General features: G+C 35.3%; 19 protein-coding genes. 8 read left to right on the top strand and 11 right to left on the bottom strand.

The window, feature by feature from the left end; translation table 11 throughout:
- Positions 1 to 37 precede the first annotated feature (37 nt).
- Entirely contained in the window at positions 38 to 634 is a 597-nt protein-coding gene (purN, locus tag NMY3_RS10310) for a phosphoribosylglycinamide formyltransferase (protein WP_257720026.1), read from the top strand.
- Between the two features lie 7 nt (positions 635 to 641).
- On the opposite strand, the gene NMY3_RS10315 is transcribed toward purN, so the two are convergent.
- The 4 genes from NMY3_RS10315 to NMY3_RS10330 form a co-directional block, all read right to left on the bottom strand.
- Entirely contained in the window at positions 642 to 1751 is a 1110-nt protein-coding gene (locus NMY3_RS10315) for a tetratricopeptide repeat protein (RefSeq protein ID WP_196815779.1), read from the bottom strand.
- Between the two features lie 78 nt (positions 1752 to 1829).
- On the bottom strand, positions 1830 to 2456 hold the full coding sequence (locus NMY3_RS10320) for an EMC3/TMCO1 family protein (protein WP_231100007.1): 627 nt from the start codon (positions 2454 to 2456) through the stop codon (positions 1830 to 1832).
- Between the two features lie 53 nt (positions 2457 to 2509).
- On the bottom strand, positions 2510 to 4504 hold the full coding sequence (locus tag NMY3_RS10325) for an arginine--tRNA ligase (RefSeq protein ID WP_196815781.1): 1995 nt from the start codon (positions 4502 to 4504) through the stop codon (positions 2510 to 2512).
- A gap of 8 nt (positions 4505 to 4512) precedes the next feature.
- Complete coding sequence (locus NMY3_RS10330) at positions 4513 to 5208, bottom strand: phosphoglycolate phosphatase (protein WP_196815782.1); 696 nt, start codon at positions 5206 to 5208, stop codon at positions 4513 to 4515.
- Positions 5209 to 5295: 87 nt separating this feature from the next.
- Between NMY3_RS10330 and NMY3_RS10335 the strand changes: the two genes are divergently transcribed.
- The gene (locus NMY3_RS10335; protein ID WP_196815783.1) at positions 5296 to 5670 is read left to right on the top strand and encodes a hypothetical protein; all 375 of its coding nucleotides are present in this window, start codon (positions 5296 to 5298) and stop codon (positions 5668 to 5670) included.
- A gap of 31 nt (positions 5671 to 5701) precedes the next feature.
- Positions 5702 to 5899 carry a 30S ribosomal protein S27ae gene (locus NMY3_RS10340; protein ID WP_196815784.1) on the top strand — a complete coding sequence of 66 codons (198 nt, stop codon included), beginning with the start codon at positions 5702 to 5704 and terminating at the stop codon, positions 5897 to 5899.
- A gap of 8 nt (positions 5900 to 5907) precedes the next feature.
- Here NMY3_RS10340 and NMY3_RS10345 read toward each other — a convergent pair whose 3' ends face one another.
- The 4 genes from NMY3_RS10345 to NMY3_RS10360 form a co-directional block, all read right to left on the bottom strand.
- A complete protein-coding gene (locus NMY3_RS10345) occupies positions 5908 to 6594 on the bottom strand; it encodes a hypothetical protein (RefSeq protein WP_196815785.1) in 687 nt (228 codons plus the stop codon).
- Between the two features lie 13 nt (positions 6595 to 6607).
- Positions 6608 to 7540, bottom strand: a complete 933-nt coding sequence (locus NMY3_RS10350) for a hypothetical protein (RefSeq protein ID WP_231100008.1) — start codon at positions 7538 to 7540, stop codon at positions 6608 to 6610.
- A 225-nt stretch (positions 7541 to 7765) separates the two neighbouring features.
- The gene (locus NMY3_RS10355) at positions 7766 to 9130 is read right to left on the bottom strand and encodes a signal recognition particle receptor subunit alpha (protein WP_196815787.1); all 1365 of its coding nucleotides are present in this window, start codon (positions 9128 to 9130) and stop codon (positions 7766 to 7768) included.
- A gap of 6 nt (positions 9131 to 9136) precedes the next feature.
- Positions 9137 to 9817 carry a diphthine--ammonia ligase gene (locus NMY3_RS10360; RefSeq protein WP_196815788.1) on the bottom strand — a complete coding sequence of 227 codons (681 nt, stop codon included), beginning with the start codon at positions 9815 to 9817 and terminating at the stop codon, positions 9137 to 9139.
- A gap of 73 nt (positions 9818 to 9890) precedes the next feature.
- Here NMY3_RS10360 and NMY3_RS10365 point away from each other — a divergent pair, with 73 nt between their 5' ends.
- Positions 9891 to 10106 (top strand): hypothetical protein, encoded by a 216-nt coding sequence (locus NMY3_RS10365; RefSeq protein WP_196815789.1) that lies wholly within the window; start codon positions 9891 to 9893, stop codon positions 10104 to 10106.
- Between the two features lie 14 nt (positions 10107 to 10120).
- Here the strand turns inward: NMY3_RS10365 and NMY3_RS10370 are convergent, their stop codons facing one another.
- On the bottom strand, positions 10121 to 11896 hold the full coding sequence (locus NMY3_RS10370; RefSeq protein ID WP_196815790.1) for an SDR family NAD(P)-dependent oxidoreductase: 1776 nt from the start codon (positions 11894 to 11896) through the stop codon (positions 10121 to 10123).
- Between the two features lie 211 nt (positions 11897 to 12107).
- On the opposite strand from NMY3_RS10370, the gene NMY3_RS10375 reads away from it, so the two are divergent.
- The gene (locus NMY3_RS10375; RefSeq protein ID WP_196815791.1) at positions 12108 to 13187 is read left to right on the top strand and encodes an LLM class flavin-dependent oxidoreductase; all 1080 of its coding nucleotides are present in this window, start codon (positions 12108 to 12110) and stop codon (positions 13185 to 13187) included.
- 13 nt (positions 13188 to 13200) lie between these two features.
- Here NMY3_RS10375 and NMY3_RS10380 read toward each other — a convergent pair whose 3' ends face one another.
- Positions 13201 to 14253 carry an MBL fold metallo-hydrolase RNA specificity domain-containing protein gene (locus NMY3_RS10380; protein WP_196815792.1) on the bottom strand — a complete coding sequence of 351 codons (1053 nt, stop codon included), beginning with the start codon at positions 14251 to 14253 and terminating at the stop codon, positions 13201 to 13203.
- 94 nt (positions 14254 to 14347) lie between these two features.
- Between NMY3_RS10380 and NMY3_RS10385 the strand changes: the two genes are divergently transcribed.
- Positions 14348 to 15634, top strand: a complete 1287-nt coding sequence (locus NMY3_RS10385; protein WP_231100009.1) for an alkaline phosphatase family protein — start codon at positions 14348 to 14350, stop codon at positions 15632 to 15634.
- A 9-nt stretch (positions 15635 to 15643) separates the two neighbouring features.
- On the opposite strand, the gene prf1 is transcribed toward NMY3_RS10385, so the two are convergent.
- Entirely contained in the window at positions 15644 to 16921 is a 1278-nt protein-coding gene (prf1, locus tag NMY3_RS10390) for a peptide chain release factor aRF-1 (RefSeq protein ID WP_231100010.1), read from the bottom strand.
- A 236-nt stretch (positions 16922 to 17157) separates the two neighbouring features.
- Between prf1 and NMY3_RS10395 the strand changes: the two genes are divergently transcribed.
- Both NMY3_RS10395 and NMY3_RS10400 read left to right on the top strand, forming a co-directional pair.
- Positions 17158 to 18225 (top strand): galactose-1-phosphate uridylyltransferase, encoded by a 1068-nt coding sequence (locus tag NMY3_RS10395; RefSeq protein WP_231100011.1) that lies wholly within the window; start codon positions 17158 to 17160, stop codon positions 18223 to 18225.
- A gap of 53 nt (positions 18226 to 18278) precedes the next feature.
- Positions 18279 to 18716, top strand: a complete 438-nt coding sequence (locus NMY3_RS10400; RefSeq protein ID WP_196815793.1) for a hypothetical protein — start codon at positions 18279 to 18281, stop codon at positions 18714 to 18716.
- Positions 18717 to 18718: the final 2 nt, after the last annotated feature.

Here is an 18718-nt window from a genome sequence, read left to right on the forward strand (position 1 = left end):
ATACTAAATGTTTGTTGAGTTGATAAATCTAGCTATAATGATATCTGGACGTGGTAGTAATATGAAAGCTATTCTTGAATCAATTAAGAGGGGAAATGTCGCAGGGATTGGCAATGTATTAGTTATTTCAAATAAACAAGACGCTTTGGGATTGGAAATTGCCGAAAATGAATATGGAGTTAAGACTACTACTTTATTATCAAATAAAAATGACAAACCATTTGAAAGCAGACTAATAAATGAATTAAAAAAGGATAATATTGGTCCTCATAACGGACTAATTTGTCTGGCTGGATTCATGAAAATTTTGAGCCCTTCCTTTGTGGAATTGTACAAACACAGGATAATGAATGTTCACCCGTCTTTGCTTCCATCATTTAAAGGCCTACATGCACAAAAACAAGCATTATTGGCTGGTGTGAAGGTTACTGGCTGCACTGTTCATTTTGTAGATAATGGTGTGGATACTGGACCGATAATATTACAACATCCTGTTCGAGTATACGATAACGATGATGAATTGTCTCTTTCAGAACGAATTCTTCTCAAAGAGCACGAAATCTATATCAAAGCCATAAAGCTGTTTACTCAAAAACAACTTTTAGTTGTTGAGAACCGTGTTATTCAAATATAAAGGTAATTTAGCCTCTTATTTTTTTATCCAAATCAAGCATGAATTTGGAAATCTCTTCTTTATTCAAGTTCAAGTATTCCTGACCCCTTTCTCGTAATCTGCTATTAAAAAGTCGTAACTCCCTGTGATCTTCAAAAAAGTTATCTAGAATTAAGGTACCGTGTAGGATTGGGTTTAATAATTTGTCAATATCTTGTACAAGTGAGTTCAAGTCGCCTCTCTCTGCAGATTCTGAAGCTTCATACAGTATTGCACTAATATCTTTCAATTGTTGGGTAGAGAAGAAAACTTCTTTTTTGTCCTCATGGGGTTTAGATTGCGTATTTCGTTTTTCAACCCCAATTTTTGATATCAATTCCTTAGTAAGTTCATATTGTTCATCTTGTCCAGTAAATGTTTTTTTGACGTGCTTAATCAGTAGGCCCTTATTGGCTAATCTGGTTGTAGCATCCTTAATTTCTTCCCGATCCAATCCAGTAACCCATATTATCTTCCCCAAATGATCATTTCCCTGTCTAACGGATTCTAATATTACAACCTCGATAATCCTTTTATAATCTTCCTCCATTCTCGCATTAATAAAATCTCTGTCTTTTACCGCTTTTTTTGCGTTCGCAATATCAAGTTCAATGGACTTTTTTAATGCTTCCATGCCTTTAGTTGCCTTTCCATCCAGCGTCATATAACAGGCATAGTTGTACCAAGCCATGGCGTCGTTAGGATTAAAGTCAATGGCCTTTTCACAGCATTCTATAGCCTTTTCATAATTTTTTGATTTGTAAAATACTAATCCCTTCATGTTCCAAACTTCAGGATTATTGATATCTATCTCTAAAACCCGATCAAAAATGGTGATAGCAAGATTATATTGATTCAAATGGAAATGTGAATAACCCTTTTTTATCAGGGAATCCACGAAAAAGGGATCTATCCTAAGGGAGAGATCAAAACATCTAATAGCGTCTTCAAATTTTTCCTCAGCCATCTTGTTTACTCCTTTGTTATATAGATTGACTTTTTTGATGTCATCTTGAGTTATTACATATCCGCTAGGAGTACGGGAAGAATTATCGTCTTTTTTTTCCGATAAAAGTTTCCTCCCAAAAATCTTTTCCATTATGATTAATAATACTTACCAAGAATAAATATATTTATTTTTCAAAAGAAGGTGCCAACATCCTTACGGATGTTCAAACTAGAATGTGGGAATGCTAGTATTGGTGACCTTTGCAATGATTCCGCTAAATGCAAAGTTAACTAGCAAGAACCACCCCCAGAGAAATACCTGACCAGGGACCTTACATGGCCCTTGTTTTATCTCAGTACTCGTACTATTCGTAGTTTGAATAGGTGTATCATTTTTCACATTATCGGCAGAACATGTCAAATAAGGTATTACAATGGGTGAGAGAGCTACAGTTTGACCAAATATCGCTGGAAATACAAAAATCCATAGCATAAAAGATGGTATCATATATAACATCATGGGTCTCATTTGTTGTTGCTGCATCTCCATGCTCATCTTTTGCATTTGTGATTGTTTCTTTTTTAGCTCTTCAATTAGTTGCTTGTCTTTTTTCTTAATGGCTTCAGTATATTTTTTTCTCCATTCTCCTGTTTCCTTCATGACAGTTTTCATTTTTTCTATATTGGTGGTCTTTCTTCTCAAAAGTGCCATTGCTAAATTTAAGCCAATAGCAATTATGGCCGCGACGACGGCAGATGCAAACATATCGGGAAAAATAGGGTGTTGAGTATAATGGGGTGTCAATCCTGGAAACTGTAATACCAACTTTTCAGACCAATTGAAAAGATCTATCAATACAAGTGAAAATGATTTTCTGAGAGTTATTAATCTTTTTACTTGTTTTCAGATTACATTCTCATCAAAGGAGTTATTCCTATTAAGTTCATGCAGATCTTTAAAATTTCTAGGGTACTACTTAGTATCAGTGCCCTATAAGTTGCCAGCATCTCATTTTTCTCCTTTAAAATGGGTGATTTTTCATAAAAATTGTTAAACATTGTAGCAAGTTGAAACAGATATTTTGATAGCACCTTTGGATCTATGTTATTTGCCGCCTGTTTTAGTTCCATGTCATATCTACATATGTGTTTAATCAAATCGATTTCATTTAAAGAAAAATCCATCTCCATTATATTGTCGATTTTATCTTGTTTCCTTAAGAAACTTGTTTCATTATTCTTATCCTCAATTCGCTTACCTCTGGCATAGGCATATTGTATATAGGAAGCTGTATCCCCTTCAAGGCTCAGGGACTCGTTTATATCAAAAGTTATCATTTTTCCAAGATCAATCTTTATGAAAAAATATCTTATTGCTGAAATGGATATCTCTTTGGATATTAATGTGATTTCTTCTTCTGAAAGTTCTGGATTCCTGTTCTTTGTTTCTACCTTTGCTCTTTCTTGAAGAATGCTCAATGCCATATCCGCTTCGATGTAGATACCTTTCCTTCCAGACATATGTAACGAATTCTTATCTTCTCCGGATATGCCCAGGCTATCTAGAGAACTCTGGCTTAAGGTGACGGGTTCATAACCTAGATATTTATATTTTGAATCCATCCCTAATTTTCCTAATATTTCTACCAGCAAATTTTGAAGCCTCTCTTGCCTCGAATCGATAATTGTAATAACCTTGTTTACTCTGTCAAAGTCAATAATCGGTTCTTTGCCAAAACTAGAATCGGCTCTTAATTTTTCTTCTTGTATTTTCTCAATATTCGTTTTATATAAAATTGAAGCGTCCCATTGATTTGCGTAAAAGACGTAATCAAAGGGATTTCGCAAATAGCCCAACTTCCAAACCGCAAATGGAATGTCTTTGGCGAAATAAGTTAAAGTCAAATCACTACGTACTACTACTTTATCACCTTCATTGGCTGATTTATACACCCAGCAACCTGCATTCTTTCCAACTTTTTCATATTTTATTAATTGTTTGTCTCTCAAGATTGAAAAAATATCGGTCCAAAGGTCTGATTGAACTATCTGTGACTCAAAACTTAATAGATCATAACGACATCTCATATTCCAACATGTTTCAAGCTGGTCCTTAAGGACTCTATCGACTATGGTCTTGGTAAATTGCGAAGTCTCCGATTCGGGATCCTCTAATTCCTTTAGGATCTTCTTCCTTTTAAGTTCTAAGTCAGGCCTACTTTTGTATAGATCATTAGTTTTTACGTATATCTCACTACCACAATAATGGTCAAATTTTGTTTTCTCTTTAGATGATTCTTGATCATGCATACTTATAGGGAGTCCCGCATGTTTGAACCCTACAATGATATCAGCAACTTGAACTCCCGAATCGTCGATGTAATTTATGACCCTGACATCTTTTCCTGCTTTTTTAAGTATCCTATACAAACAATCCCCAATTACCGCATTTCTGAGATGGCCTACGTGCAAAGCTTTGTTAGGATTCACACTCGTATGTTCTATTAGTATCAATTCTTTCGAACTTGAAACGGTCCCATTTGCAGGTTCAAATTTTGGATTGTTACCTACCGCTTTAAAGAACTCCCTCACGAACACTTTATTATTGATTCTAAAATTGATAAAACCTGGATTTACAAATGAAACCGACTCGATCAAACCATTTCTATTCGTCAAAGTGTTACTAACAGGTAAAATAGTATTTACAATATGATCAGCTATCTCATATGGGGACTTTTTTAATTTCTTGGTTAACAAGAAGCAAATGTTTGTAGAAAAGTCTCCAAAATCCTTAACATGTGGCTCAGATATTTCAAAATTGACCTCAGACTTTGTTAAGTTGTAAAACTCTAGTACTCCCCCAAGAAATCGGTCGATTTCATAGATAACATTTTCAACAATCATTTAAATCACTAAAATACTTTTCCTCTCATTATCAGATCTATCGCATTTATCAACCCTTCTCCATTCATGCCTACAACCAAATGGGTTGCACTTTTTCGCACATTTTCACTAGAACTTTCAAATGTAAAGCTAAATTTTGATTGCTCAAACATGGGGATATCAGTTTCACTATCACCTATTGCAACCACCTCATCAAAATCAATATTAAGCTTCTTTAGGAGTATTCCTAGCCCAAATCCTTTATTGATTTTTGCTTCGTTGATATGAAAGGCGTAATTGCTGTCTACTAATTTCAAATCCAGATTATTTTCCCTGAAGATTTTGTTTCCCTCATTTATGTCGAATGTCCTTTCAAGTACTATTTCAGTCGATCTTGGAAAAACGGGTTTCTGGTTAACATCTTTAATACTCTTAGCTAATAGATTGAACCCCTTCAAACAATTATCCTTGTTTGCTAATAATTTGTGGTCGACAGGGGAAGTAGTTATGACTCCTCCGTTTTCACCTATGGCAATTTGAGTCGTACCACCATATATGGATAAAATGTAAGCTTCCAGTGATGATCTTCCAGTTACAAAAATGACTTTATAGCCTAATTTTACTAGATACCGAAGTTTGGCTAATGCATCAAGATTTAAAGCTCCATTCCCGTTTATTGTTAGTGTTCCATCAATATCAATGGCAAAGAATTTTATGGACCTCAAATGAATTCAAGCTAATAGCAAGCTTACATAAAAATCTAGATTTAGTAATACATATATTGAATATACCATGACAGTTAGTAGAATAGTTTGAGCTTAGAAGTCGTTTTGCTAGAAGATAATAATAATATATTATTAAAAAGACGTGAGATTAAGTCACTAATAAGAAATGCCACCGGATCAATTCCGAGGGATGAAGCCGCAAATTTAATAGCAGGAAAGATCGGTGTGAATAAGAAGAATCTATTGCCAATTTCATTAAAAAGTGAATTTGGTAACCCTGATGTGTTAGCTTTGATGTATTATTATGAGGATATAGAAGAAGCAAAAAAACAGTTACCTCGTTATCGAATCCTCAGAACAATGACAAAAGATGAAAGAAAAAAAATAATAGATGAGGAGAAGTCAGTTAAATTAAAAGCTAAACAGGCAGCAGCAGCAGCAGCAAAATCTAAAAAGAAGTAATTTGTTAACTCAATAGAGAGAGAAGATTACAATGAGTAAAGAGAAAAAAGGAGGAGAAGGTGTGTCAAAATTTTATCAAGTTACTGACAGCAAAGTTGAGAGAATGAGAAGAGAGTGCCCCAGGTGTGGAAGAGGGGTTTTCATGGCTGCTCATAAAGATAGACTAACATGTGGAAAATGTAGCTATACTGAATTTCAAAAAGAACAAACTAAGAAATCGAAGCAATAATGCGTTAATCATACAAATTTCGAGATTTCATTTTTTAAGGAATCATCCACTACAGTGTTGGCCAAAGCAGAAAATGGAAGTTTTATGAAATTATCTCCAATCATGATTTTCTGTATAGGTAGTTTTTTCTTAATCCAAAAAGATTCGGCTTTTTTGTCCAAATTTGAATCATTGAACCCATTTACAAACTTCTTATTAACCACATTCTGAAGATAAATATCCCTTCTGAACACTTTAGTAAGATCAAGAGTTCTTTCATTATCAGAAAACGAATTTTCATAAAGTGTATCCGAAATATTATCTGATGTTACCTCTAGATTTATTATGTTTTTCAATATATTCAAATAGTGTAAAAATTCATGCGCAAGCACAGCATGAAGAGTTCCTTTCAAGCCATACATTACCAATGGAGCAGAAAGTTGGATGACTATTTTTATTCTATTTTCAGTAGTACAAAATGGAATTGTTCTTGCGTATAATATAGAGTATTGTTGATACTCGATATCTGATGTTGCTACCAATAGATTAGGTTCTATAAAATAATTAGGGTAATCTATTGATGTTTTCCTCTCAATCCTCTTAATTCCCTCTTCAACTACTCTCATCTTATCTATAATTAGCTCGTAGGTTCTTTCATCTATCTTCTTGTCTAGTAAATATTGTTTGACTAATGCTAATGGGTCAATATCATTCATCTTATTTCATTGATCATTTATTTAAGATTACATCATTAATATCAAAATATATACATTCGCACTTTGTGTTGAGTATGTTGGAAAGACAAGGTTTAATAGGTTCGTTACCACCAATCAACTGTTTTATAGGAATCCCATTATCCATGTCTAATGAAATTTCTAACTTGTCATCTCTTGTGTTTACTAATTTCGCAAAGTAGATATTTCTTTTAGTTTTCCGGTTCTTGACCTTAAAAGTTACTTCACCGACTAATGACTTAATGAGATATTGAAAATGATCAATATTGTTAACTTTCTCATCTAATCCAACGAGTACTGTTACCATTACTCTGTATTTTCCATAGTAATCAATCTGATCTTGTTTAATCTTCCTAAACTGCAAATCAACACCATCATCCGAAACCTTTTTTCCATCTGTTCCTTTTACTTTAGGATTAATCACTTTTACAAAAAATGGCCTGCCACTACCGAGAACCAAGCTATGTTTATCTTCGCTTCCAGTCCAAGTTATTTTCATTTCCTCTGGATGATATTCTGACATAACAGATTTTCTAATTGAATGTTCTATCGATTTCTCATTCTTATCTATCAGTTCAAAAAAAGTTTGAGAATCATTTTTCATCCAACTTTTATCCCTTTGAGGTATATTTCGGGCAAACTTTACATATCTTCCTAGAAGATAAAATTCTTTGGCCTTGCAATTTACGCTAAAGTCTAATTCATTGTTAATAACAACGTCAAATTTCAATTCTGGATTAATGTGATCAATAAAACATTTCTTATTTTTTCGTAGTTTTTCTCTAATCAATAAATTAATTTGGGTTTTTATTCCAATAGTACCCTTAATTTGGAACATAGATCGTAAATAATCTTCGTTCTCATAAAATAAGAAGGGAATCTTTGTTCCTATATCGACAGTGGGAATACATTTTTCTGATCCAAACATTTCTGAATTTAATATTCCTCTAACTATCAAAGGTAATGTTCCAAGAAAAAAGTTTCTACAAATATAACAAACTTGAATACGAGTCTTTACGATCGAGACCGAAACTGAATATTTCACCAATGATATCTTTTTCTTAGAAAAATTTCTATCATAGCAAAATTTACAGAGATGTATCTGTAATTGATTTGAATTTACCAAATTGAATATTCAGGTTCTCCAAGGTTTCTAGCCAAGACCAAATCTTCTTAGCAGTCCTTGCATCTGACGGCCCTTTGCTTGCTTCATCATGGTCTTTGAATTGTTATATTGTTTGATAAGATCCTTGACATCATGCTCCATCACTCCAGAACCTCTAGCAATTCTTTTTCGCCTAGCCTCGTTAATAATGTCTGGATTCTTCTTTTCGTCATTAGTGAAGGATTGAATTATGAATCTCCATTTCTCCATTTTTTGTTGCAAAACATCAAGATGGTCATCTTTTACGAAATTCGAAAGCCCTGGTAAATTCTCAATTACATTTCGGAATCCCATTTTGCCCATGTTTTCCATTTGAGCATAGAAATCTTCTATTGTCATCTTCCCACTCATTAGTCTCTTTGCTTGATTCTCGTCGGATTGAATTTCTAAGTTACGTGCCATTTCAAGAAGGGCTTTTATGTCTCCCATGCCTAATAACCTACCCACAAAGCTTGTAGGGGAAAATTGCTCCAAATCATCAATTCTTTCACCAGTTCCTATAAAAAGGACTTTTGCACCAGTGGCAGAAGAGGCAGCTATTGCCCCACCTCCCTTGGCAGTACCATCCAATTTTGTAATAATAATGCCACTTATTTTTGCATTCTCATGGAAGATCTTTGCCTGATTATATGCCTGCTGTCCAATTGTTCCATCGATAACAAGGAATACCTGATCTGGTATAACGATTGAATACATCGTTCGCATTTCTTCAAGTAACCCTTGTTCTTCTTTGTGTCGTCCGGCAGTATCTATAATGATAATATCCACCGGCTGATCTTTGAAAAATCCCATTCCATTTTTTACTATTTCAAGGGCATCCTTGTTGCCCTCCTCACCATAGACTTGAGCATTGATCTTACTACAGTTCATTTTTAGTTGGGTCAGCGCACCAGGTCGCCAGGTGTCTGCTCCGATTACTCCGATCCTATAACCATGCTTTGAAAGCCACCTCGCTAATTTGGCGATCACGGTAGTTTTCCCACTACCCTGTATCCCGAGCATTAAAATAGTGTTCTTTTTATCCGAATTGAAATTTATTAAATTTTCATCAGTTTTTTTCCTATCAATGGTCTTTATAGCTTCACCGCTGTAACCCAGCAATTTCGATAGCTCCCCGTATAGAATAGTTATGATGTGGTCTTTTTTTGACAGACCCTTGGGAGGAGTTTCCTTTAATGATCTTTCTTTAAGATTTTTTGTTATTTCTAACACCAATCGAACATTTACATCAGCAGCCAACAACGCTCGTTGGAGATCTTTGCACAATTCGTTGATTAATTCTTCATTGATGTCCGAGGCCCCAACAATCTTCTTTAAAGCCAACCTCAAATTATCTTTTAAACTATCAAGCATGGTTGTCTACTTTTCTATTAAATCAACATCTAATATTTCAAACATTCCCCTGATTCCATCCCATGTAGTTGTGTGGTCTTTGATGCTGATCCTTTTCTTATATAGAGGACAATCTATTACAAGAGTTTCAGCTTCTCCGCCCTCAAATGTAATATTAAATTGATATTTAAGACTTAATTTCTTTAGAGTAGCATAATTATCTTTTGTAATTGTCTTCCCAAGCCAACTACTATCCAGTCCAAGTGCTGCTACTCGAGTAATCATGATTTCGAATCCCTGACCAAGCAGCTGTTCGTAGTAATAATCACTATTAATGTTCCAAAGAGGTGAAACTAACTTTATTTTCAGTTTGTCGCAAATATCCTGAAAAATGTCTAGTTGAAATCTGCTAGAAATGCATCCATTTATTAATCCGTCAATTGAAAATTCGTCAACAGCCTTTTTAATTAAATGGGTTAATTCATTAACTTCATGGTTTTTCTCAGAGACATTGGAAGAGTGTTCTATTACAGGTACACCTATTGCATTTGAAATTTTATCTAACAAATTAGTGGTTGGATAATGAAATAATAGGCTATCATCGCTACTTGGATGCATCATCATGATGCAACATAAATCATGTTTTTGTAAAGTGGTCTTAAAAATCGCATAGGTGCTATCTTTACCTCCGGAAAATAACCCTGCCATTCTCAATAATTAAAAGTAATTACCATTAAATATAATCTAATAGTTTTTATAATAGAATGCAATTTTTAGAATTATGCAAATGCTAAATTCTGAAATTATAGCAGGTGTGTCTATATTCTTATTGGGATTTCTCTTCTTTATAGCCGGACTTTTAAATTCAATTTGGGCAACTATATTCGTAGTAGATTTTCTTATAATGGCCATTGGCATCGCGACCATCGGGGTTGGGTTTTGGACTGCGATGTATGAAAAGAAGAATAACCTCCATCATACTGAGCATCATCATTAGTTTAAAAAAAGAATTTATTCGTCTATATAATGAATCAAGTTATTTTTCTGAGCGTCTTGAGAGCTTAAACCCATCAATGATTGTTCCAGTTTGTCATAGTCAGGTAAATCACCATTTATGTTACCTGGCAAAACCAGGGTCAGGTTTATATCCGAATTTAATACATCATGGAGTTCTTGGTTTGCAGTTGTGACATATGGTCTTAACGCTCCCCTAAATACTTCTGACCTTGCACGGACATTACCGCTTATTTTCTTACCAACCGGTGAATCCGGGCCTACGATTACGATGTTTCCTTTAGATCCCTTAAACAACGAAGGGTCATCTAACGCATGGTTTGTAGCCATTGATAATACTGATTGGCTAGTTACCAGGTGTGGGATATTAACGAATTTATCCACCATGTTGTCCCATTGTTTACGCTCGAGCGAAGTTAGGTTGTTGTGATAGTCATAACTACCGGTAAAGTGTATGACCGAATCTGTTCTACCGTATCGAGAATTTATTGTATTGAAAATTTTCTTGACTGTATTCTCATCACCTAAATCAAGGGCATGATGGTGAAATCCTTCAAACATTTTGCTCACCTCTGGTGATTGTTCAATATTGTGTGTAAGGACAATTAGTTGCTTTACATTTAAGTTATTAATCTTCGTTGCAATTTTTTTAATAAAGTTCAACAATTTTTCTTCAGTAGTTGTCGTGGTAATCAATATTGTTTTATTTTCTAGGGCTTTGTCCAGCTCTACCTGTAAAGTCCTTTCAACAATTGGCTTTACGGGGTAGAAGACCCGGTCATTTGGAATAACTTTACCATTTAATAACTTGCTCATTTCATCGCTCGATAAGTTATATACCATTTCAGCAACATCCTCCTGAGATAAGAATTCATTATCAACTATCATTTTCTTGGTATTATTCTGTACCTTTTCAGCGATCTCTTGAATCTTGGCCAAAAGCTCCTTTGCTAAATGTTGAGTCTTGGCAAGATCTAGATCTTTGTATTTTTCAGCCAAGGATGTTGCGATTTTTTTTGATTCAATGTCGATCGTTCCGGGTTCATCCCCTAGATATGGTAATAAAGCAACAGAAATCTCTTCGATTTGCTTGCTACTTAAACCTGGGAAACCTCCTACCCTCAAAAATTCAGCTGCTGCTTTAGGGTATACGGTTTTGTATATTCTATCAGAGTGAACAGGTCCCGGATTTGTTGCAACAGCTTTGATACCTTTCTCAACAAGCTCCCATGAAAGACACTCGGATAGTCTGTTCTTTGCACCCTGTGCTGCTGTATAAGGTGTTCTAAACCTATATGGCCTCTGCTCATACTTATTCTCCTCAGTGAAAAAAGTTGAAATTGTAATTATCTTCCCGATATCATTGAGTACTTCTAGAGCCTTAACGCTTGTCCAAAAAGTACCAGTAAGGTGTATTGAAACGCAATCTTTAAACTCTTGATAACTCGAATTAGTAAAAATCTTTACTGGACCAGAAACTCCAGCATTATTTACTATAATATCTATTCGACCGAAGTCGGCAGCAATTTTCTCAAACATCGTATTAATTGCTTCAAAATCGGAAACATCCACCCCTGAATAATACGTGACGGACGATTCAAATTTTTCGTCCGTGATTATTTGTTTTAATATGTTCGATGCATCGATTAGTGGTTCTTTCCTCCTACCAAGAATTATGATATTGTAACCTGCCTTAGCAAATTTTCTTGCCACAGCTTGACCTATCCCTGTTCCACTACCAGTAACAAGTATTGTTTTGTCACTCCTTTTCATTCTAACATTTAATGAGACTTAAATCTCTTATATTAATTATTTATTGCTAAATGGTTTATTGAACGAATAATTCATATATTTTGTAAATCATGTCTTGCTTCTCTATTATTATAATAAAACTTTATAAAATAAGTATCATTTCAGAGATAATATAGAAATGGAGAATTATGAAATTGTCAGAGAATTTATGGTATCGGGGGTAAATAATTAAGTGAAAATAAAATTTGGTTTGACATTTGGCTTAAACGTCGCTAGATTGGGACTGGATGAAATGCAGGTAATAACCGCAGCACAAATAGCAGATAGAACTAATTTTGACTCCGTATGGGCAATGGATCACACAAATGTGCCTCAATGGAAAAACGCTGTGGTAAATGATGCCTGGTTAATGTTAGCAGCAATTGGGTCGGTGACTAACAACGTGGAGTTAGGGACATGCGTAACAGACGCCATAAGGAGACACCCTTCAACTATCGCTCTGTCGACGGTGACTCTTGACAGGATAACTAGGGGTAGGGGAATACTGGGAATTGGCGCCGGAGAGGCTCAGAATGTTGTTGACTTTGGGATTGAATTCAGTAAGCCAGTGTCAAAATTTAAGGAGCAATTGGAAGTAATTGAAAAGCTGTTTGAATCCGATCCAGACAATCATGTAAATTATCAGGGTAAATATTATAGCCTTGTTGAAGCTTGTTTACAAGCGAAACCTATCAGAAAACCCCGACCACCGGTATATATCGCAGCTGGAGCCCCAAAAACACTAGAATTGTGTGCAACTTATGGTGATGGATGGATACCTATAGGATATACTCCAGCCTTATTTGAACATCATGCAAATGTCATTAAGGATCACGCAAAGAGATTAGGAAGGGACATATCCAATTTTGAGTTTGCAAATGATGTGGATGTTTATTTTGCCCCAGACGGAGAAGCAGCTTGGGAAAAAATGAAAAAAGCGGTTAAGGTCAGTCTCTACAAACCTGAATTATTGAAGGTTCACAACATACAACAAGATTCTGAGTTTGATTTTAGGAGATATTTTACTGAATATGCCATGAATAAACCTGAATTGATGGAACAAATGAAAAAAGCATCTTTACAAATTCCTGATGATGTGGCAAGAACTGCCATAGGAGTTGGTAGCCCAGATGATGTAATAGAAATGCTGGAACGATTTATAAAAGCCGGTACAAATCATTTTATAATTCGCTTCTGGGGTGAGGGGCTTTATCAAAACATAGAGACCTTTGGAAATAAGGTTGTTCCATATTTTAATGACATCCAAAAATAACTTTTTTTCTTTCTTAGAGATAAATATCTAGAGATTTGGTTTTCGGAGGTTGTTTTGGTTCTTTATTGAATGTCCTACTTTCCCTCTTTATAGATTCTGCATCATATCCCAATTTGACTAGATGATTAGCAAACTCTTCTTGAAATCCATGGAATGTGTATATCTTGCGGGGATTGCATTGTCTTACGACTTCCAGTAACTCGCTATGATCACAATGATCGCTAAAAGGGATCACATAATCTAAGTTCATCATGTTTCTGTAATTTCTATTTATTGCCCATCCGCTGAAGCCTATAGTAACTGCGCCATACTTTTCCCTGTAATGGGATATTTTGGGATGCTTGCCATTTGTTAAAGGATACATCATTATCCATGGTCCTTTATCTAATAAACCCAATTCTATTGCATCAGACAATGGTGTAGAATCTTCTAAAGAAACTCCAAATTGCTTGTACATTTGATTGAACTTAAATATTTCATCATGAATTATAAGCGGTTTCCAAGCGCCAAATAATGAGGTGAGAACCTGCGCCTTCCCCAACGAATATCCCATTAAGATGACTGGAATCCCTCTGCCGTACATTTCTGAAATTAAAGAATTTACAGAATGGATAACATGTTCTATTGGAGGGAAAATATATTCTGGCTTTCCAAAGGTTGTTTCGATAATCAGGATATCGGCTTTTGGAATGGTTGTCTTTCTAAGAAATGCTCTGTCCCTCATAGATAAATCGCCAGTATAGAAAATCTCGTTTGCAACTAAAAGCCCTCTTGAGCCTAGTATATGTCCTGTATCTACTAATGTCAAGTCGTGCTGAGAGCATATTTCTTTTTCAAAGACGTAACCACGGAGGCTCGCAATCGCAACCGTCTCAGGCGAACATATAATCCTATTTCTTAAATTGTATTTCTTGATGGCAGTCTTATTTAGCATGTGATCGATATGTGCATGCGAAATGAAAACATAATTTTCATCTAATATTTGCCTCGGATCTAAATAAATTTTTTTCTTATTGCTTGTAAGTATTATTTGATGCTTTGTATCCGAGGTGATTTGGTATTGCACTATTAGACTATCCTAATTGAACTTATTTATTTAGTATTATTTCACTAATTTGAATACATTAAAATTAAATTTATATTGGATCAAATTTAAGAAATTGAATCAATCCAAAATTATTTATGTCTTGCTTGATGGGATAGGCGACCTTCCACACCCAGATTTAAATTACTTGACCCCGTTGGAAGCGGCGTATACTCCTTATCTCGATAGGATTGCTAGAATGGGAGTTTCGGGGCAAGTCGTGAGCGTTGGAGATGGGATAGCTCCCCAGTCTGATATTGCAGTTTTTAATATGTTAGGATACAACTTTAGAGAAATCGAGTATTTCGGAAGGGGGGTCGTAGAATGCATAGGTTGCGGGATTGATTTTAGAGAGGGAGATCTAGCATTAAGAGGCAATTTCGCAACCATCGACACAACTAATAAGAAAATTCTAGACAGACGCGCCGGTCGAATTGTGACAGAGGCAGACTCTGCTGAAATTTGCAATCTCATCAGAAATAATGTAATGATAGATGGGGTCGAGTTCTCGATAGAACCAACTATCGGGCATCGAGTTGTATTACGTTTCAGGAAGGTAGGTACGACATTAGGTGAGAAAGTTACAAATACTGATCCTGCATATGATAAGAAAAATGGAATTGGTATTGCATTGGATACTTCCGGAGGGGAATTGTATGTTTCAAGATCAAAAGCAGAGGATGCAAATTCTCGACTATCGGCCACTATCATAAATCAGTTTTCTGATCAAGTAATAGAATTACTAGATAATTGTTCGACAAATTTAGATAGGAAGGAAAAGAATTTGTTGCCAATAAATTGTATATTATTGAGAGATGCTGGGAATCGGTATCCTCACTTACAGAGTATTAATGATAAATATAGTCTAAATTTCGCTTCTCTTGTGGATATGCCTGTGGAAATCGGAATTTCCCAAATTCTGGGAATGAGGTCATACAATGCTGGTTCGCCAAATGAATATGAATTGAAGGCTAATGAATTGCTTAAGATTATTAGAAACCATGATGTAGTCTATGTCCATATTAAGGGTCCTGATGAATTTGGACATGATGGAAATGCCAAGGGTAAGAAAAGAAACATAGATGAAATTGATAAACGTTTTTTTAAAAAAATTTCAGAAGGAATTAGCACAATCGCAGGGACAGAAATCTATTTCATTATTTCGGGAGATCACTCGACACCATGCATAAAAAAAGCCCATACTGACGATCCCATACCTATAATCATTTCTGGTCAAGGTATTGTGAAAGATTCTACAACTAGATTTACAGAATCAAATTCAAAAAGGGGATCATTAGGTAAAATTTACGGTTACCAAGTATTAGATACTGCCGTCAAGCAACTAGAACGCCGCAAAAGCTAACCTCACGTATCATACGGTAGGTTTGAATCTCAATAGTGCTCCAATTTTTCCAAGGCTTTGAATCTGGGCCCCTTCTTCGGTCTTTGAAGAAATTATGTCAAGTTTTGTCCCAGCTAGTGAAGCATATTCCTCCAAATAGTCTATGAAATCCTTTTCATTAATTGTGTAGTCCTGTCCACCACATTTAGAACAAGGGCTAGAAATTATATTTTGTTTTGTCTCAACAAGCTGGTCTCTTTCAACTATTTTTTCATATCTGAAATCACATTTATTGCAAATTACTTCAAGGTATATCAAATCAATGCTATCGGTAGCGATTATAGAATCGGTTATTCCAGCCTTTAGGTGGTTTACAACATCAGTCAAGCCATATATTCCTAAGCCCTTCCCAGAAAAAACTTCCCCCATGAATTTTTTCACTATTTTCTTCTCCTCCATGGATCGGAATTCAGACATTATTCCTTGATCATTTACCTTGTCTATGATTTCCCTTACCCCTTCGTCGCCAGAATAAGAGGTATCAAGGGTAGCAACGATATTATTTTGGAGCCTATAGTCAAGATATTCCTCTCTAACAAAAGTCTCTTTTGTAGGTCCTGGGCCCCCTACTATGAGACCCTTGACTGTATATTGATCAATAAAGATTTTTTGAGCATAATTAGCAACACGATGATAATATTCATTAAGCTCATTATCTCTGAGGCGTTCAAACCTTCTAGCAGATTGTCCACCCTGTCTGTGTTTACCTGAAACTCCAGATGTCAAGGTCTCAATTGTTTCCCATCTATCACCTGTCAAAATTCCTAATCCTGCCTCTTGAGTGTCTATGGAAATAATGGCAATAGTACGATCATCTTTTAGCATTTCTTTGATATGATCTATCCAAAAATGATCATCGCATCTATACAGGTTTATCTGTACTGGTTTTGGAGGGACAACGGTGAATATTTCTATTTTTTCGGTTCCCAATCCTTTTCCAGTGGGAATAGCACCGCAAAAAATGACTAGTCCGTTTTCAGGAGGTTCCTTATATAATTTTAGTTGCTCCATCGTCTTGTTGAGGGCATCCTGAACATGGTTTCTGGTTAAATCTGATTTTATGTTTGACGCAGTACCAGCTTCATTTCTTAGTTGCGCTAGAACATCATAGATTGGCCTTTTTGGGGGAATATATACAGTAACTAGTTCAGTACCGTGACCAGATATTTTAGACAGGTCATTCAACATTTTAGTTAATTTATATTTTTTTACCGAATCCCATTTATCGTCGCTACTTGACTGAGGCACAAATGTTATTTGCTTTTACTTAATTTAATTTTTGACAATTGTGCTTCATGAGAAAACTCTGACTAAAATAAAAATTACAGGAAACCACATTTTTCAACATATTCTTCAAAAACGTGATTTTGTCTAATTATCAAGACCGTTTATCTGATTTTTTATATTAAGAATCCATCCTTTTGCAATAAAAGGATACATAATACTTATTTAAAGCAACTTGGTGAACTTTTTAGGTAGAAAAATTGTCAGAATTAAGAAAGGATTATTACGTTCAAGATAAGTTTGTCTTAATACCTAATAATATTGATCACATAAACAAAAAACCTGAAATGGTTTACAATAAAAAGCAATCTGATCCTATCACTACCATTGAAACATGCCCATATTGCCCTGGATCTACTGGGGATTGCGACAATCTTGTATTATCTTTTGTAGTCAAGGAAGGGATATTACAGAGATTATATGATACAACTGATGATGAGAATGAGAATTGGTCAATCCGAGTTTTTGAATGCACAAATCCCATAGTGACTGCGCACTCAAATCAACAATATTCGGACAGACCATTTTATAGGGAACCAGCATGTGGATATGACCTCATAGTTGTTCCAACACCAAAACACAATATTGCTCTTTCAGAATTGTCTATAGATGAGTGGACCAATTTGTTATTGGTACTCCAGGATAGGGTGAGATGGTTATACAGCCAACGAGGTGTGACATATGTTGCCATATATGCCAGCCGTGGGACAAATGGCGGCAGTAAAATAAAACACCCTCATTTCCATATCACAACATTTTCGTCAATCCCTCCGATTATTGAAAAAGAAGCTAAAACTTTTCACCAATCCATGAATGAAAGTGGAAGTTGTCCTGCATGTAATATGATAGAGTCTGAAATTAACGGCCCAAGACAATTATTCTCTACCAATGGTTTCATAACCTTAGTTCCTTGGGCGCCAACCTATAATTACGAATTTTGGATTTGTCCGCGAAAACATTCTACCTTTTTTTCAAAGGCAAGTCAAAAGGAGATAAATGACCTAGCCTTAGTAATTTGTTCATCTTTGCGAGGGATGGATAAAATACTGGGCAAAACTGATTTCAGCATGGCTTTTCATATTTCACCTGAGAAAAAAAATAGTCGACAATTACACTGGCACATAGAAGTGTATCCCTTAATTTCATCATGGTCTGGATTGGAAAGAGGATTTGGAATATACGTTAATACACCGAATCCTGAGGATTCAGCCAAAATATTGGGAGAAGCTTCAAGAAAGGAATTGGCAAATTTGATTGGAGTACATTAACAGTTTCGGAGACAATATTAAAATATTGTATCTCTTAAAATGAAATTATAGAAATGTTAAGAGCAGGCGAATGGTTATCGATTGCAGTTTTGGGTCTCGTTGTTTTGTTCATATTTAACTCCATAGCCTTCTTCAATTTTCTGATTGGCCCAGAAGGGACAGGTCCAACAACCACTGTCGAACCATCCACTGCCTATCTTCAATTCATTTTCATCTCACTAGCACCGGCAATTGGACTTTCATTTTTTACAAATGTGTTATCTGAAGGATCACGATTATCCTCATTACTAGTATTAGTATCTGGAATTTGCTTGATATTCGGGATGATTTATATAACAACATTGATCCCTATGATAACTGAAATTGATTTGCCATCATGGGTTATCTATGCACCTTGGGTATTTTCAATTTTCGGCATAATAATGGTCTCTATGGGGTATATTAACTATAGAAAGAGAATGTACATGTCCACCAAAAATAGTGAGATCTAACT

It is taken from the genome of Candidatus Nitrosocosmicus oleophilus (genome assembly GCF_000802205.1).
Classification (GTDB): Archaea; Thermoproteota; Nitrososphaeria; order Nitrososphaerales; family Nitrososphaeraceae; genus Nitrosocosmicus; species Nitrosocosmicus oleophilus.

Coding starts and splice junctions, on each gene's coding strand:
- NMY3_RS10315 (WP_196815779.1), bottom strand. CDS start 1,751: ATGGAAAAGATTTTTGGGAGGAAACTTTTATCGGAAAAAAAAGACGAT.
- NMY3_RS10345 (WP_196815785.1), bottom strand. CDS start 6,594: ATGAATGATATTGACCCATTAGCATTAGTCAAACAATATTTACTAGAC.
- NMY3_RS10365 (WP_196815789.1), top strand. CDS start 9,891: ATGCAAATGCTAAATTCTGAAATTATAGCAGGTGTGTCTATATTCTTA.
- NMY3_RS10400 (WP_196815793.1), top strand. CDS start 18,279: ATGTTAAGAGCAGGCGAATGGTTATCGATTGCAGTTTTGGGTCTCGTT.
- NMY3_RS10360 (WP_196815788.1), bottom strand. CDS start 9,817: ATGGCAGGGTTATTTTCCGGAGGTAAAGATAGCACCTATGCGATTTTT.
- NMY3_RS10340 (WP_196815784.1), top strand. CDS start 5,702: ATGAGTAAAGAGAAAAAAGGAGGAGAAGGTGTGTCAAAATTTTATCAA.
- NMY3_RS10325 (WP_196815781.1), bottom strand. CDS start 4,504: ATGATTGTTGAAAATGTTATCTATGAAATCGACCGATTTCTTGGGGGA.
- NMY3_RS10355 (WP_196815787.1), bottom strand. CDS start 9,130: ATGCTTGATAGTTTAAAAGATAATTTGAGGTTGGCTTTAAAGAAGATT.
- NMY3_RS10370 (WP_196815790.1), bottom strand. CDS start 11,896: ATGAAAAGGAGTGACAAAACAATACTTGTTACTGGTAGTGGAACAGGG.
- NMY3_RS10350 (WP_231100008.1), bottom strand. CDS start 7,540: ATGTTTGGATCAGAAAAATGTATTCCCACTGTCGATATAGGAACAAAG.
- purN (WP_257720026.1), top strand. CDS start 38: ATGATATCTGGACGTGGTAGTAATATGAAAGCTATTCTTGAATCAATT.